This is a genomic window from Photobacterium sp. HL06, assembly GCF_059552575.1.
In genome coordinates, this window is the sequence record NZ_CM183915.1 from 774,008 (window position 1) to 788,645 (window position 14,638).

A 14,638-nucleotide genomic window follows, 5' to 3' on the forward strand; every position below is an offset into this window, starting at 1 on the left:
CAAAAACTGGCAATCATCCTAGGCTTGTTTCCCCCCTAGCGCAATGCTATAAACCACAAGCCTCGAACTAGAGTACGAACTATGTCTTTTGCGCAGCGTCTTAAAATTTTAATCGGCGAAGAAAGTATCAGTGGCTTTGCCCGTAGGGTTGATGTCAGCGAGGCCCTACTACGCAAATACTTAAAAGGCAGTGAGCCCAGCCTAAGCAAAGCGAATCAAATTGCGATGAAGGCCAATTGCTCGCTGGAATGGCTCGCAACAGGTTGTGGTTATCTGTACCGGCAGGCTGAGGTCGTCGACAAGCCTGCGCTCTATGCAGCTTATGAGCATATCAATGAAAAAAAGATCGACTCAGATGAGGCAGAAAGTCTGTTAAAAATTGTGACTGGCTATCAGTTCCTCAGAACCCATAAAAAAGCCGACGGCTACTTAGATATCAGTGGGATGGCGACATTTCTGGCGCTGGCCAAAAAAGACGAACCTGTATGATTTCTAACTATATAGGCAGATAAGCATCTGGCAGGAGTCTGCACAGCATTGTGCCTGGCAGGCGAGCTTTCTATTGTTGGAGCTTTCTGTGCGGATCACTTTTCACGGGCACACCATAAGCTAGCACGTTAGTTAATGAAAAAAGCCAGCTGAGTGCAGCTGGCTTTTATTTAGCACAAGGCATTTACCTATTAAGTTACCTTCTCAGTGCATTTAGTTTTACCTGAGCCTGTCCATAGACAGAATCCAGCGGGTAGCCACTTTCTTCAATCCATGCGCCTGCTGGCTTTCCGGTTAAAATCTCAATCGCGTCGGTGACGTGGCTAATTGCCCAGATCTGAAACTCTCCTTTTTCTACCGCTTCGACGACATCTTTGCGTAGCATCAGATTGTGCGCATTGGATTCAGGGATGATTACCCCCTGGGTTGGGTGACGGCCTTTGATCGTGCACACATCAAAGAAGCCTTCAATTTTCTCATTCACGCCACCGATTGGCTGTGCTTCACCGAACTGGTTCATTGAGCCGGTGATCGCCACATCCTGGCGCAGTGGGTTATTCGAGAAAGCGGAAATAATCGCACACAGCTCAGCCATTGAGGCACTGTCGCCATCTACGCCACCGTAAGACTGCTCAAACGTTAAATGTGTTGTCAGCGGGATCTTGGTCGTTTTGCCGAAAATCGATGCCAGATAAGCCGACAGGATCATCACCCCTTTTGAGTGAATGCTGCCACCGAGCTTCACCTTGCGCTCGATATCAAACACTTCTCCTTCGCCATAAGCGGTAGTCGCGGTTATACGATTTGGTGCACCAAACTGGTAGTCAGTTGTCGAAATTACCGACAGTCCATTGATTTGGCCTGTAACTTCCCCCCGGGTGTCGATCAGGGTCGTTCCGTTGCGAAATGTCTGCATGACATGATCTTTAAGCCGGCTAACCCTTTTTTCCTGGCTCTGCAGCGCCTGTTCAACATGGTTGGCACGGATCATTGTCGCTTTTGATGATCTCGCCATGTAGTTAGTTTCACGTAATAAATTAGCAATATCGGCAGAATGCAGCGATAGTTTATTCTGATCATCAGCCTGACGGGAGCTGTAATCAATAATCCGCGCAATCGCCTTTCTATCACAATGCAGCATTTCGCTGTCATTGACAATACTGGATATGAAACGGGCATACTGGACTTCTGATTCGTCAGTACGTGGCATCTCATCTTCAAAATCAGCAGTAACTCGGAACAGCTCGCTGAAATCCGGATCGTAATGTTGTAGCAGCTGATAAGTCTGGTAGTCACCAAAAAGAATAATCTTCACATGTAGCGGAATATCTTCTGGCTCCAATGAAATAGTCCCTGATAGCGTCACTTCCCGCTCCAAAGAGCTAACATTCAACTTACGTGCGCGCAAAGCCCGCTTAAGGCCATCCCACACATAAGGGCGTTCCAACACCTTCACCGCGTCCATCAGTAGTACACCACCGTTGGCGCGGTGCAAACTACCCGCTCGGATTAATGAGAAATCGGTAAATACCGTACCTTTATAGGTCGCGTTTTCAACGTAGCCAAATATTGAGTGATAACTCGGGCTATCTTCTACCACGATCGGAAATTTCTGCTCCGGCTGGCTCACCAGTACATTCACCTGATAGCGCCGTGGCATTTTCTTATCCAGTGCCGCATAGGCAAGGGCGACCTGCTCCTCGCTCTCTTCCAAAAAGATATCCAAATTGTCCAGAATATCTTTCTGCATCGCGGTTAAGTAAGCCTTTACCTCCGGCTGACTGCGGTAGCTGTCTTTTAGCTCCTTAATGAAATGCACCACCACATCAAGGGCGACCTCTTCATTGAGCTTCTGTATCTTGTCGGAAAACTCTTCTTCCAGCTCCGTCAGTTGGCGGACAATGCCTCGAAGCTGCTTCTCCAGATCGTTAATTGTATCTTCAAACTGCTGCTGCTCTTCTTCTGTCAGCTGAGCAAAAGTTTCCTCGGTATGTGGCTCTTCACCATTCAACGCAACCAGCTGGTAGTCTCCCTGCGTTGTCAACGACAGGCTTACACTGTGTTCTTTTGCCTCATTGGTGAGCGTCAGCAGCGAGCTTTCCTGCTTTTGTGTCAGCTGATTTTTGAGCTTTTCCGAACGACTGAAATACATTTCATTGTCAAACGCCAACGGCAGTGCCTTCACCAGCCGCATCATCAGTTTTTCGATCTCTTTTTTAAACTGATGGCCCGTGCCTGCAGGCATCTTCAATACTTTCGGACTACGGGTTTCTTCGAAGTTCGCCACATAACACCAGTCATACAGCGCCACACCATTGCCATTAGGATCATGGCGATTGAGGTAGCGCAGTACCATGGTGCGTTTACCCAGGCCATTGCGGCCAATGGCGTAAATATTATAGCCCTTCTCTTTAATCGACATCGCAAACTCAACGGCTTGCTGTGCCCTTTCCTGCCCGACAATCTCATCGAGCGGAGTCAGATGCTTGGTCGACTTGCAGTCAGCCGCCAGCCCATTTAATTCTGATGCGCGATACAGCTTGTCACTGCTTAGAGGTTTAATTGACATAAAGATCCCTCTTCTTATGACATTAGATAACTTCAGTGTAGACAGTAAATTATTATTTTTTAGTGACTTAACTTCAGTTTAAGTGTGAACGATGCTAGTTAAGGTCTTATTGCTGGTTTTATGAACAATAACCACTCAAATTAAAGGGCCTCCTCGCCTGAATGCAGGAGGGTTAATACACCCCCTCTTTGCTATCACTCTGTCTACCACTTTGATAGAATGCCGCGCTCTTTATATCAGGTCAGCGGATAACATCGATGAAAAACACCCGAGTCAGCATTGGATTAAGTAACCCGAAAAGCCCGTCAAATGTTGGTGCCGTCATGCGAGCCGCCGGTTGCTATCGAGTTGATAATGTTATCTATACCGGTGAGCGTTATGACCGTGCGGCAAAGTTTCAAACTGATACCAAAAGCATGTCGCGCAAAATTCCACTTACCGGCGTGAGCTCTTTGCTCGATGACTTAGCCGACGATACTAAAGTAGTTTGTGTTGAGTTAGCAGAGGGCGCAATCCCTCTGCCGGAGTTTCAGCACCCTGAGAATGTACTATATGTATTTGGCCCGGAAGACGGCACGATTATGCAGGATGTTGTCGATAGGGCGGATGCTGTGGTTTATGTCCCGACTGTCGGCTGTATGAACCTAGCCGCCACGGTCAATGTATTGCTGTATGACCGCTTGGCCAAGTCGAATGAAACGGTAACAGGCGATGAGCTTATTCGCCAAAGCAGGGACAACCGTAATCACTTGGTAGTAAAGCCGAAAGCCACGGCGTGATCCATCAATAGTATTAGCATCAAGCCTATATCCTATAAAGCAGAGTGTCGGGTGACCCTCTGTTTGATCGTTTGGTAGTGTGGTAGGTGAACAAAAGCAGTGTTAGGCCAGGTGTTAGCTGGCCAGCAATATTTAAAACGAAGAAGTAATTGTATCCAGATACTCTTCCAATTCAGATTCCGTGGTTGGCTGACCTCCGAGCTCGAAGGTAATTGGGCTGCCGCCATTGAGCATAAACACAGAAGTATCGCCATGATCATAGTGAAACCACTTTCCATTTACGCAAAGATCCGTATAGCAGTTCGGTAATAATTCCATATATCTACCTCTCTATTATTTCGCCGCTATGTCGACGTTTCGTGTGTTGCTGATAATCGCTACCAGCACTTGCTGATCATATTTTCCCTTGGCTCCTTTCATAAAACCCCAGCTCACTGATTTAAACATTGATCCAAATCAATTGTTAATAAATGTAACAAACTTCCTCTTATTGTTATCAAATTTCATCCCCTCTAGTTAACAACCACTCATTTGTACTTCATAAAGCCATTAAAATTATGAGGTTACCTCAATTTGTGTGATGAATATCTAGTTGTTTGCAATGTTAAACAGATACCATGCGCAACCAGTTGTTTATGTACCTTAAACGTTGTCATCAAGGAGATTGATGTGTTTTTTGTTGAATTTATGATTGTTCTTGTCTGTATTTTAATCGGCGCCAGAATAGGTGGTATCGGCCTGGGTGTCATGGGGGGTGTTGGTCTAGCTGTATTAAGCTTCATCTTTGGCTTACAACCTACCAGCCCACCAATTAACGTGATGTTGATGATCATGGCGGTTGTCGCAGCAGCAGCATCTATGCAAGCAGCTGGCGGCCTCGATTTTTTGATCAAGATTGCAACCAACATCCTGCGTAAGAATCCTAAATACATTACTTTTATCGCGCCGGTCGTCACTTATGTATTTACTATGATGGCGGGTACTGGTCACGTTGCCTATTCTGTGCTTCCGGTTATCGCTGAAGTCAGCCGTCGTAGCGGCATCCGTCCTGAACGCCCAATGAGTATGGCGGTGATTGCCTCCCAGTTTGCCATTGTCGCCAGCCCAATTGCGGCTGCCGTTGTTGCTTTGGTTGCTTTCCTTGAGCCTCAGGGGATCACCCTTGCCGACGTCCTAATGGTCACCATTCCGGGCACCAGCCTGGGTCTAACCGCTGCATGCGTCATCGTAAATAAGCTTGGTAAAGAGCTTAAAGACGATCCTGAGTATCTTCGCCGCATGAAAGATCCTGTTTTCCGCCAGGAAATGGAACAAGAAGTGAAGGTTGAAGAGCTAGTGGTCAAGCCTGAAGCCAAGAAAGCCGTTTCACTATTCTTGTTTGGTTCATTGATTGTGGTATTGATGGGCGCATTCTCGTCTCTTCGCCCTAACTTTGACGGTAATGCTATGGGAATGGCGCATACGATTGAGATTGTTATGCTGTCTGTCGCAGCACTGATCATCTTAACCTGTAAGCCTGATGGTTATGCCATTACCCAGGGTTCGGTATTCCACGCAGGTATGCGTGCAATCGTTGCTATCTTCGGTATCGCGTGGCTAGGTGATACCTTCATCGGCGGCCATGGCACGATGGTTAAAGAAGCGGTAGCTGGTTTAGTCGAAGTTGCCCCTTGGACATTTGCCTTCGCCTTGTTTGCACTTTCAGTCATGGTGAACAGCCAAGGCGCGACAACAGCGGTACTGGTACCGGTTGCGATCACCTTAGGCCTTCCGCCGGAAGTGATCATTGCAACATTTGTCGCGGTTAACGGCTACTTCTTCATTCCAAACTACGGCCCAATTATCGCCTCTATCGATTTTGACCGTACAGGGACAACAAACATCGGTAAATTCATCTTTAATCACAGCTTCATGGTCCCGGGCCTACTGAGCATGGTCTTTAGCATTATGTTTGGCTTCCTGTTTGCCGGTATCGTGCTGTAATAGTAACGTCTATCCAAGCCCTGCTTCCGCAGGGCTTTCTCCAACCTTCTCAAATTCAGTCAATTGGCAATTTATAACTCGTGAACCATTTTTATTATGTGTCTTGCCCCAGGCTGCTCAAGATCATCCGAACTTTTTCTTCATTCTCTTCATAGCCTTTTATGGCCTGAATCACCATAAGGCAAGGTGTCGTTAATCGAAGGATATTCGTACTTCGAACATCAGCATATATTGCTGCCGGAAAATCATCAGGTATACCAAGCGGATCAATGTAACTGGCAGATTTTTGTTGATAGTCTCGGTGATACTTCAGGCAGGGCCAGCTGATAATTTCAACTGCCGCTTTAGCAATGCCAGCCTTCCACCCTTCTCTGGCTTCCTCCGGAGATAGATCCAGATAACTGTCAGTGCTGACATCAGAGTCAAGCCAGCTTTGTACAGTGGCGAGATAGTGTTGGTGATCATATTCTTCAATCAATTCATTGACGGCCGATGACTGAAAGGTAAAGCTGACATTGAGCTGGTAAAGCTCAGCTAACGTCATGCCATCAAGTGCTGCAAGTGCGGTCTCAAATGCCCTTTCATGCAGCCTTGCTTCTGCAGCAAGGCGTTGTTTTTCCTCCTTGCGGCGTTTTTCCTTTAAATGCTGAATTCGACTTTTTCCGTCTTCAATCAGCTGTTGTGCCTGCTGCAGAACTTCAATTTCTGCAGGCGAATAGAGTTCGTTGAGATCAGATAAGATAACATTCTTGATGATATTGGATGCGGTTGTCGCTTTCGCTTGTTTGCTTTTCAAAGCCTGGCTGTTCGCAAAATTGAGCATGATTTCAATCCTTCAATATCAATACAACGCTGCCTGAACCTTCAATACAGATTAAGCTAGATGTTGATAAAGACCTTGGCTAGCAAGGATTATTGACACAATTTCTCCTTTCCTTTATTGCCTAATATTTCTAGTGTAGACAAAATTTCATATTTTTTAGTGATTTGGCTCTAAGATAGGTCGCATTAATGAGCAGGCAATAAAGGCACGTCACCAACGTTGGAAGAAGTGCCACCAAGCCGGTATGGTCTTGTCATCCACTGTGATGGCACACAAAATCAAATCAAAAGCGCCCCTTGAGAAATCTTGGGGGAACGGTGCTCTGAAATGAAAGCTGAAATCCTGGTCATTGGTAGCACGGTTAACATAACTCTATGTTAGTCTTGGTATGTCTTTTAAAGTCACTTAGCTTAAAGTCCTGAAATGAAAAATAACATCAACCGATCGAAGTCAATAGCTGATTTGCATATAGGTATGGGGCTGGGAAAGCCCACTCACCCTCTAATTACGATAGTCGACACTGCGAACTTATCGTATGGTGAAGAATTAATTGGTATGAGGTTCTCCTCTGACATGTACTGTATTGCGTTGAAAGATAAAGTCTGCGGCATTGATTACGGGCGAAATCATTATGACTCCAGTCACGGCACTTTAATTTTCACGGCTCCTGAACAGGTCTTCACCGTAACCAAAGCCCAGGGGCTTAATGAAGTAAAAGGATGGATGCTTTATTTTCACCCAGATCTTATCCAAAACACATCATTAGGTAGCAAAATAGATCAATACCGTTTTTTTAACTATGAAGTCCATGATGCTTTACATTTGTATGAGCAGGAACAACAAACCCTGAACCAAATAGTAGACTTGATTCAAAACGAGATTAACGATCGAATAGATAATCATAGTCAGCAAGTATTGGTATCTAACATCGAGCTTATGCTCAATTACTGTGTCAGATTTTATGATCGTCAGATTAACACTCGCTCCGTCCAGAATGCTGACGTAATTTCTCGAATTGAAATGCTTTTAAAGGATTATTACCAAAATAATGACCTGATTGAAAATGGTCAGCCCACAATTCAATATTTGGCAAATAAATGCCACTTATCACCAAGTTATTTAAGTAGTTTGCTAACCAAGGAAACGGGACGATCGGCTAAAGATCATATTAATGATTTCTTAGTAGAAAAAGCAAAGCACCGCTTATTAAGCTCTACAGATTCAATTAGTACAATAGCTTATTCTCTCGGTTTTAATTACCCTCATTACTTCGCAAGAGTTTTCAAACAAAAAACCGGACAAACACCACAAGAATATCGACAACTATAGCAAAATGAAGCATTTTGCTTCATTTTACCATGTCTAGGATTTGTGTTTAACTGTCCTCTTTTTGTGTTAAAGCATGCCTTAAACAAATGGTATATTTGCTTTATCAAGATATAGGGACAGAAAATGAATAATAAAAAAGCACTTATAGTCGTAACTAACCATTCTAATTTCGACAACCCAAAAGCGGAGCCAACCGGACTTTGGTTATCTGAGCTTACACATTTTTACGATGAATTTGAAAATGCAGGAATTCATATGGATATAGTTAGTCCTAAAGGGGGAAAAGTACCTGTAGATAGCAGAAGTTTGGGTCGTTTTACATTAGATAAGGCAACGAAAAAACGCTACGAAGACTCTGAGTTCATGTCTTTATTAGAAAATACAAAACCAATTTCAAGTGTAGATTGGAATGAATACGACATTCTATACTTCGCGGGGGGGCATGGCGCTATGTGGGATTTTACTGATAACGATGAGCTTCACACACTTACGCGTGAAATGTACGAAGGAGGTAAAGTTGTTTCAGCAGTCTGCCATGGTGTGGCAGCCTTGCAAAATGTTCGATTAAGTAATGGGGACTACCTGATAAAAGGTATGAAGGGAACTGGTTTTCCTTATTTTGATGAGGCTATTACTGGTGTGAAACCTTTCGTACCCTATAATCTTGAGAAGACTCTAAAAGAAAGAGGAATGGTATACAGCAAAGCAATATTCCCCCTTATGGGGCATGCAGTCGTTGATGGGCAACTGATTACGGGTCAGAATCCTAACTCTACTAGTAAGACTGCAAAAATAGCTTTGCAAGTAATTAACAATTTATAAGTTGAAAAAAGACGCAGTATACTAATCGACAAGCAGCATTAAACAGGCCTACAACTGAAACATCCTTTGAACAGCGGCGCAAATGGGTTGAAGCGAAGCTCCAGCAACTCAGTAATATCGATTACGATAATATTTGCGCCTACAAGATCCGTTCAGAACGCAACGGTCAATTTCAACTGTTCTCGGGCACAAGGTTACAGGCTCACCACGTAAACCCTTTGAAAATCTATGATTTCTTCCTAGCTCTGGTCCCAAAAGGATACTTTTCCCTCCAATACGCAAAACTCGTGACGAACTACTACCGTAAAATTCTGGCTTTAGTGAGATTAAATAAGGACTCACTAATTAACTGCGCTTAAATGAGAATAACCTATAATATTAATCCAGGTGGGCTTCAGTCGAGCGTCAGACAATGAGCATAGCGGAACGTGCCATATCCTCTCTCATACAGACTCAAGGAGTTGGCGATCTGTACAGGGTCTACCTGATCACGCAACGCGACGGTGTGAATTTCAACCTGGCTTTTGTGCCTGAAAGTTTCAATGCCCCTCACCCTGAAGAGTTTGATACAGAGTACATGCGAGCATTGTTTAAGACCGGCTACGATATGGCCGTGAAAGGCTACCCTTGGAGCAAAACACCACCGGGATTCTAATGGCAGTCCTACCGAATAGTGATCAACAAACGGCATTTAATCTGTTGGTTACTGGGTATTTTCTAGCACGCGCAACCAGAAAAACAATTCCGCCAAGAAATCGCAACAATTGATTCACATCAAAGTTCCGTTAACAATATTAATATAGTTTAAACACTCGTTTGAATGATGCATACTTGTTAAGGATAACTATGTACCCATTACTACTGAAAGCGCACATTGCACTTATTGTGCTGAGTTTTGTCAGCTTTATACTAAGAACATGGTGGGGGTTTAAAGGCTCTGCACTGCTAGAAAACAAATTGGCCTTTGCCGCGCACAAAGCAATCACACTGACAATGCTAATTAGCGCACTGATACTTTGCTTCATGATCAATCAATACCCATTCGCAGACGCATGGTTGACCGAGAAGTTGGTGTTGTTAGTTGCGTATGTGGCCTTTGCCATGCTGGCGTTTAAGCCAACATTAAGCACGAAAACGCGCTCCGTTCTGGCCTCAATTACCTGCATTATTTTCGTAACGATTTTCTACATCGCTAAATTGCACACACCCATTGTGCTGAGCTAATGAATTGTCGAGATAACCGGATTTTTGTTGACGTAAAGCAGCGCGAATCGCTGCTTTTTTGTAAAGAGGACAGAATATGCAACTTATGGGTAATAGTCGTTACTAAGGCGCATACTTCGCAAACACTTCCGCTTCCGTCATATTTTCAGTGTCATTGCTAAACGCATAATACTCAGGCTTTTTATCAATAAAGATCTGGTGGTTCATCACCATTTTATCCTGCTGATCCAGGAGGCCGGCGGAAATAATATGCTGATCGTTATCCTTGAGCAGGTAGAACAGATGAGTCCCACACTCTTTGCAAAAGGCACGTTCGGCCCACTCCGAAGAAACATAGCGGCTAACAAACTCTTCACCGCTGATAGTGACGTCAGTCCCACCCTCGACCGCCAAAAGCGGGCCGCTCCCCCACTTACGGCACATACCGCAATGGCACGCGCCGACATGCAAATCTGCTTCCTTAGCTTCGATAGTCACTTTTCCGCACAGGCAGCTGCCCGATACGGCTTGTTTATCATTCATATACCACTCCTTGTCGATATCTCTTATATCGTTATCTGTAGTCAACAGAACTGTTTATACATACAGTTATAATTATTCAAATTTCATCACATAAAACTGTGACCAATGTTCGTATATCAACTAGAAAGCAATATGAATACTGATGGTGGTTAAACAAAGCTTTGGGGTGAACCTGGTTCATGAGCAACTCCCTCTAGGAACAACCATATATACACATACGAATTAAACCGCTTAAAAGATCATTTGATGTCGGTAGTTAATTGATTTTTATCAAATAATGTTCGGTAGCACTTTGTGATAAATTTGTGAGAATTTCGCGAGAGGTTTGCCAGATTTGTTCGCCATAGTAATAACATGATTCATTACTAAACGGATAGAACAATGAAATTGACCCTAGCTTCCCTTGCGATTATCAGCGCTTTTGGCTCTGCTAATACTTTTGCGGCAGACATCGATGTCACGATTACCAATGCCACCAAGAATATCTACTTCACACCTTTGCTCGTGGCAGCCCACAGCGATGATATTTTCCTGTTCCGGGCGGGGGAATCCGCATCACCGGAAATAGAAGCGATGGCTGAAGGCGGTGATATCTCCGGGCTATCATCACTGGCCACTAATGCTGGTGCAATAGTGGCTGAAAATCCGGCAGGGGGAATTTTGGATCCCGGCCAGCAGGCAACAGCCAGTATGAATACTGGCGATGCTGACCGCTTGACCATTACGGCAATGTTACTACCAACCAATGATGGGTTTGTTGGTTTGGACAGCTGGGAGATCCCATCTACACCTGGCACTTATACCATCTCTGTCAATGGCTATGATGCCGGTACCGAGGCCAACGACGAGCTTGCCGCCAGCATGCCTAACCCACCTTTTATCAATTTTGGTTCTGGCGGTACAGGGGTAGAAACCACAGTAACTAACGACAAGGTTCACATTCATCCTGGCAACTTAGGTGATAGCGATCCCAATGGCGGGCTTAGCGACATCAACAGTGCAACCTATCGCTGGCTTAATCCTGTTGCCATCGTCACTGTGACAGTTAAGTAAGGAGACGGATATGAAATATCGCCTATTACTGATTGCAGCAAGCACAGCCCTGCTTGCCGGCTGTCCAATAGAGGATGATGAGCAAGATAATGTGACTGCAGGTTATACCGTCAGTGTGAAAAACCTGACGCCTAATCAACCTTTATCACCTCTGGCTATTTTGGCGCACACAGAGCAATACTCGTTGTTTAAAATCGGACAGCCATCCTCAGATCCACTGGAGGTAATGGCCGAGGGTGGCGACAACAGTAACCTATTGGCTGAAGCAACCAATAATGAGAACGTCGGCTACAGCTTTTCCGGTACCGGGGTCATTTTGCCCGGCACCAGTGACAGTGTTTCGTTCTTGATTGATCCTGATATCGCCCAGCAACTCTCCGTTGCCAGCATGCTGGTCAATACCAATGATGGATTTATCGGTAAAACCCAGCTCGATATCAGCAACCTAGAGGTAGGTGATAGCCTGACAATGAACATGGCTGTCTGGGATGCCGGGACCGAGGCCAATAATGAATCTGCGGCCACTATTCCGGGACCTGCTGCAGGAGGTGAAGGCTTTAACAGCACCCGTGACGATAATGACCGGGTGTCATTCCATGCAGGTGTAATAAGCAAAGATGATGGCCTGGCGGACTCAGTGCTCAATGCAACACATCGCTTTCTCAACCCGGGGGCCAGGTTAACGATTACCCGGACAGAGTAAACAAGACCATGGCATAAGTTGAAAGATATTCATCCCGATCCGGTCTTTGTTGGGTGGACCGCCATCACACCAACCAACAAAGATAAACCGGCCGGGATGACATCATGTTAACGACAGCCCCCCCAAACAACATTGATCCTGCAGTGATCCTGATTGTTGAAGACGATAACGATTTAGCAGAGCTGATCAGCATGCACCTGACTTTTCAAGGTCATGACGTAGTGCGAGCCACCAGCCTTGAACAAGCCAGAAATAGTATCAAAACCACCTTATTCGACTTGATGGTATTAGACCGAGGGCTCGATGATGGTGACGGCATGCTACTGTGCCACGAGCTTCGCCAACAGCAAAACTGGTTGCCCGTTTTGATTCTGACCGCAAGAGACAGCGAAAAAGACAAAGTTGAGGGGCTGGAGTCCGGCGCTGATGACTACCTAACCAAGCCTTTCAGCGTACTTGAATTTCAGGCCCGGGTAAGAACCATCTTACGTAGGAAAAACCGCCAGCCTGACGCCAATTCGGCTAGCACCGATGCAACTAGTGACAACGCAGAACCCGTACTCGAATTCAACGGACTGACAATCAGACCTCAGTCGCACCAGGTTGAAATCGAGCAGCAGCCGGTAAAATTAACCGCAACCGAATTTACCCTGCTGCACTTTATGGCCCAAAGACCTGGGCGGGTATATAGCAAAGATGAGTTGTTGGAACAGGTGTGGCATACCGATTTTTCCGGTTATCACCATACCGTTTGTAGCACAGTCAACAGGCTAAGAACCAAGCTGAAGTCGCCGAAAACCAAACACAAGTATATTCATACGATTTGGGGAGTCGGCTACAAATTTCAGGCTTGTTAGCCCTACATGACAAAGCAGTGGTTAGGAGAAATGACAATGAACTTTAAGATACGCCTATTGCTGCTCACCGGCCTGTGGTTTGCCCTTTCCGCCTTGCTGCTTGGCAGCCTGTTCAATTACCAGCAGCAATATATCGAACAACGCACCCAGCAAACGTTACATCGTGAGTTAGCCGCCCATATGCGGGATGATAACCCACTGATGCACGGCACCGATTATAATCCTGATGCCCTAAAGTCAATTTTTCATACCCTGATGTTGCTCGGCCCTGATTTTGAAATCTACTTTCTCGATCAGCAGGGGAACATCCGCAGCCATGCCGCTCCTGACGGCAAAGTCCAAGCCGACACCGTAAACCTGGCGCCCATTCAACAGTTCCTGAACCAGCAAGCCTTTCCGATTCTGGGGGATGACCCACGTAACCCAGGGGGACGGAAGGTATTCTCAGTCGCTCCAATTACTCAGTTTGATTCTATTATTGGCTATTTATACGTTGTGATAGGAAGCGAACAGCGGACATTACTGGCAACTCAGGAAGGTAACCAGCCCATCTACAGCATGCTGGCGATATCTCTATTTCTGATCCTTGGATTCAGCTTGCTGACCTATCAGTTGGTAAAACGCACTTTGCTGCGGCCAATAGAAGCTGTCACCCAAAAGCTAAGGAGCCAGGCTGAGAATGATTTCCGCTTTCACCCCGACTTCGTCAACCAGGTTCCGGAGCTCAAACCCATTGCGAAACACTTATATCTAATGGCGCAGCGAATTCAGCAGCAATTTTTACAACTGCAGCAGGAAGAAACCCGCCGCCGAGAGCTATTAATGCAGCTTAGCCATGATCTCAAAACGCCACTATCAAGTATTCTAGGTTACCTGGAAACATGGAAGCTTCAGGCGCAGGCTCCCGATCCGCTTATCGATACTGCACACCGGAATGCGCACAAATTGGCAGAACAATTGAGCCAGCAACTTGATTTGGCACGGAGCCAAAAACAGGCACCTGAGCCTTACTTCGAGCCAGTCAGGCTCACCCAAATAATAAGGGAAACCCAGGAAAGCCTGGCGATTGATGCCGAGAAAAAACACCTCTCACTAAGCCTGTCTATGCCAGAAACGGATACCGTTTATGGTGACAGGCAACTATTGCTGCGCTTATTCGCCAACCTATTTGAGAATGCCATCCGCCATGCACCGGATCACTCCACCATCCAGCTTCAGGCTGAATACCACCAACATGATGTATCGGTAAAGCTCATCAACCAGATTGATCCGGGGGCTCCTTCAGGCTCTATGGGGCTTGGCATGCGGATCATTCAGTCTATTTTGATGATCCATCATAGTCAGCTGATCACAGAGCATGACTCTAAGCAATACTTTCAATCTTTTGTATTGCCTATCTCGTCGTAACACAAAATACCCTAATACTCAGCCAGCAAGTATTAGGGTATTTAAGATAAATCATTGAGTGATATAGCGCGCGATAGA

Annotated in this window: 15 protein-coding genes and 1 pseudogene; 12 read left to right on the plus strand and 4 right to left on the minus strand. The window is 45.5% G+C overall.

Features of this window, described 5'->3' with window-relative positions:
• The first annotated feature begins 81 nt into the window (after positions 1-81).
• Positions 82-489 carry an XRE family transcriptional regulator gene (locus AC51G0_RS21990; protein WP_496303781.1) on the plus strand — a complete coding sequence of 136 codons (408 nt, stop codon included), beginning with the start codon at positions 82-84 and terminating at the stop codon, positions 487-489.
• Between the two features lie 27 nt (positions 490-516).
• A pseudogene (locus AC51G0_RS21995) lies at positions 517-621 on the plus strand (hydroxymethylglutaryl-coenzyme A reductase family protein); the annotation flags it as partial.
• Between the two features lie 64 nt (positions 622-685).
• Here AC51G0_RS21995 and AC51G0_RS22000 read toward each other — a convergent pair.
• Positions 686-3,058, minus strand: a complete 2,373-nt coding sequence (locus AC51G0_RS22000; RefSeq protein ID WP_496303782.1) for a Lon protease family protein — start codon at positions 3,056-3,058, stop codon at positions 686-688.
• Positions 3,059-3,315: 257 nt separating this feature from the next.
• Between AC51G0_RS22000 and AC51G0_RS22005 the strand changes: the two genes are divergently transcribed.
• Positions 3,316-3,837, plus strand: a complete 522-nt coding sequence (locus AC51G0_RS22005; RefSeq protein ID WP_496303783.1) for an RNA methyltransferase — start codon at positions 3,316-3,318, stop codon at positions 3,835-3,837.
• A gap of 132 nt (positions 3,838-3,969) precedes the next feature.
• Here AC51G0_RS22005 and AC51G0_RS22010 read toward each other — a convergent pair whose 3' ends face one another.
• Positions 3,970-4,155, minus strand: a complete 186-nt coding sequence (locus tag AC51G0_RS22010; RefSeq protein ID WP_496303784.1) for a hypothetical protein — start codon at positions 4,153-4,155, stop codon at positions 3,970-3,972.
• Positions 4,156-4,506: 351 nt separating this feature from the next.
• On the opposite strand from AC51G0_RS22010, the gene AC51G0_RS22015 reads away from it, so the two are divergent.
• Entirely contained in the window at positions 4,507-5,820 is a 1,314-nt protein-coding gene (locus tag AC51G0_RS22015; protein ID WP_496303785.1) for an anaerobic C4-dicarboxylate transporter family protein, read from the plus strand.
• A 94-nt stretch (positions 5,821-5,914) separates the two neighbouring features.
• On the opposite strand, the gene AC51G0_RS22020 is transcribed toward AC51G0_RS22015, so the two are convergent.
• Positions 5,915-6,643 (minus strand): hypothetical protein, encoded by a 729-nt coding sequence (locus AC51G0_RS22020; RefSeq protein ID WP_496303786.1) that lies wholly within the window; start codon positions 6,641-6,643, stop codon positions 5,915-5,917.
• A gap of 423 nt (positions 6,644-7,066) precedes the next feature.
• Here AC51G0_RS22020 and AC51G0_RS22025 point away from each other — a divergent pair, with 423 nt between their 5' ends.
• The 4 genes from AC51G0_RS22025 to AC51G0_RS22040 all read left to right on the plus strand — a co-directional run bounded on the left by AC51G0_RS22025 (position 7,067) and on the right by AC51G0_RS22040 (position 10,018).
• On the plus strand, positions 7,067-7,972 hold the full coding sequence (locus AC51G0_RS22025; protein WP_496303787.1) for a helix-turn-helix domain-containing protein: 906 nt from the start codon (positions 7,067-7,069) through the stop codon (positions 7,970-7,972).
• Positions 7,973-8,095: 123 nt separating this feature from the next.
• Complete coding sequence (locus AC51G0_RS22030; RefSeq protein WP_496303788.1) at positions 8,096-8,794, plus strand: type 1 glutamine amidotransferase domain-containing protein; 699 nt, start codon at positions 8,096-8,098, stop codon at positions 8,792-8,794.
• 412 nt (positions 8,795-9,206) lie between these two features.
• Positions 9,207-9,449: a hypothetical protein gene (locus tag AC51G0_RS22035; RefSeq protein WP_496303789.1), complete on the plus strand. Its 243-nt coding sequence runs from the start codon at positions 9,207-9,209 to the stop codon at positions 9,447-9,449.
• Between the two features lie 191 nt (positions 9,450-9,640).
• A complete protein-coding gene (locus AC51G0_RS22040; RefSeq protein ID WP_496303790.1) occupies positions 9,641-10,018 on the plus strand; it encodes a SirB2 family protein in 378 nt (125 codons plus the stop codon).
• Positions 10,019-10,120: 102 nt separating this feature from the next.
• Here the strand turns inward: AC51G0_RS22040 and AC51G0_RS22045 are convergent, their stop codons facing one another.
• Positions 10,121-10,540: a GFA family protein gene (locus AC51G0_RS22045; RefSeq protein WP_496303791.1), complete on the minus strand. Its 420-nt coding sequence runs from the start codon at positions 10,538-10,540 to the stop codon at positions 10,121-10,123.
• Between the two features lie 381 nt (positions 10,541-10,921).
• Between AC51G0_RS22045 and AC51G0_RS22050 the strand changes: the two genes are divergently transcribed.
• The 4 genes from AC51G0_RS22050 to AC51G0_RS22065 all read left to right on the plus strand — a co-directional run bounded on the left by AC51G0_RS22050 (position 10,922) and on the right by AC51G0_RS22065 (position 14,560).
• Complete coding sequence (locus AC51G0_RS22050; protein ID WP_496303792.1) at positions 10,922-11,593, plus strand: spondin domain-containing protein; 672 nt, start codon at positions 10,922-10,924, stop codon at positions 11,591-11,593.
• Positions 11,594-11,603: 10 nt separating this feature from the next.
• On the plus strand, positions 11,604-12,296 hold the full coding sequence (locus AC51G0_RS22055) for a spondin domain-containing protein (protein ID WP_496303793.1): 693 nt from the start codon (positions 11,604-11,606) through the stop codon (positions 12,294-12,296).
• A gap of 104 nt (positions 12,297-12,400) precedes the next feature.
• Entirely contained in the window at positions 12,401-13,153 is a 753-nt protein-coding gene (locus AC51G0_RS22060; RefSeq protein ID WP_496303794.1) for a response regulator transcription factor, read from the plus strand.
• Between the two features lie 36 nt (positions 13,154-13,189).
• The gene (locus tag AC51G0_RS22065) at positions 13,190-14,560 is read left to right on the plus strand and encodes a sensor histidine kinase (protein ID WP_496303795.1); all 1,371 of its coding nucleotides are present in this window, start codon (positions 13,190-13,192) and stop codon (positions 14,558-14,560) included.
• Positions 14,561-14,638: the final 78 nt, after the last annotated feature.

Bases quoted from the DNA above. Each gene is read 5' to 3' on its own strand.
- AC51G0_RS21990 (WP_496303781.1), top strand. From the start codon at position 82: ATGTCTTTTGCGCAGCGTCTTAAAATTTTAATCGGCGAAGAAAGTATC.
- AC51G0_RS22000 (WP_496303782.1), bottom strand. From the start codon at position 3,058: ATGTCAATTAAACCTCTAAGCAGTGACAAGCTGTATCGCGCATCAGAA.
- AC51G0_RS22005 (WP_496303783.1), top strand. From the start codon at position 3,316: ATGAAAAACACCCGAGTCAGCATTGGATTAAGTAACCCGAAAAGCCCG.
- AC51G0_RS22010 (WP_496303784.1), bottom strand. From the start codon at position 4,155: ATGGAATTATTACCGAACTGCTATACGGATCTTTGCGTAAATGGAAAG.
- AC51G0_RS22020 (WP_496303786.1), bottom strand. From the start codon at position 6,643: ATGCTCAATTTTGCGAACAGCCAGGCTTTGAAAAGCAAACAAGCGAAA.
- AC51G0_RS22025 (WP_496303787.1), top strand. From the start codon at position 7,067: ATGAAAAATAACATCAACCGATCGAAGTCAATAGCTGATTTGCATATA.
- AC51G0_RS22030 (WP_496303788.1), top strand. From the start codon at position 8,096: ATGAATAATAAAAAAGCACTTATAGTCGTAACTAACCATTCTAATTTC.
- AC51G0_RS22035 (WP_496303789.1), top strand. From the start codon at position 9,207: ATGAGCATAGCGGAACGTGCCATATCCTCTCTCATACAGACTCAAGGA.
- AC51G0_RS22040 (WP_496303790.1), top strand. From the start codon at position 9,641: ATGTACCCATTACTACTGAAAGCGCACATTGCACTTATTGTGCTGAGT.
- AC51G0_RS22045 (WP_496303791.1), bottom strand. From the start codon at position 10,540: ATGAATGATAAACAAGCCGTATCGGGCAGCTGCCTGTGCGGAAAAGTG.
- AC51G0_RS22050 (WP_496303792.1), top strand. From the start codon at position 10,922: ATGAAATTGACCCTAGCTTCCCTTGCGATTATCAGCGCTTTTGGCTCT.
- AC51G0_RS22055 (WP_496303793.1), top strand. From the start codon at position 11,604: ATGAAATATCGCCTATTACTGATTGCAGCAAGCACAGCCCTGCTTGCC.
- AC51G0_RS22060 (WP_496303794.1), top strand. From the start codon at position 12,401: ATGTTAACGACAGCCCCCCCAAACAACATTGATCCTGCAGTGATCCTG.
- AC51G0_RS22065 (WP_496303795.1), top strand. From the start codon at position 13,190: ATGAACTTTAAGATACGCCTATTGCTGCTCACCGGCCTGTGGTTTGCC.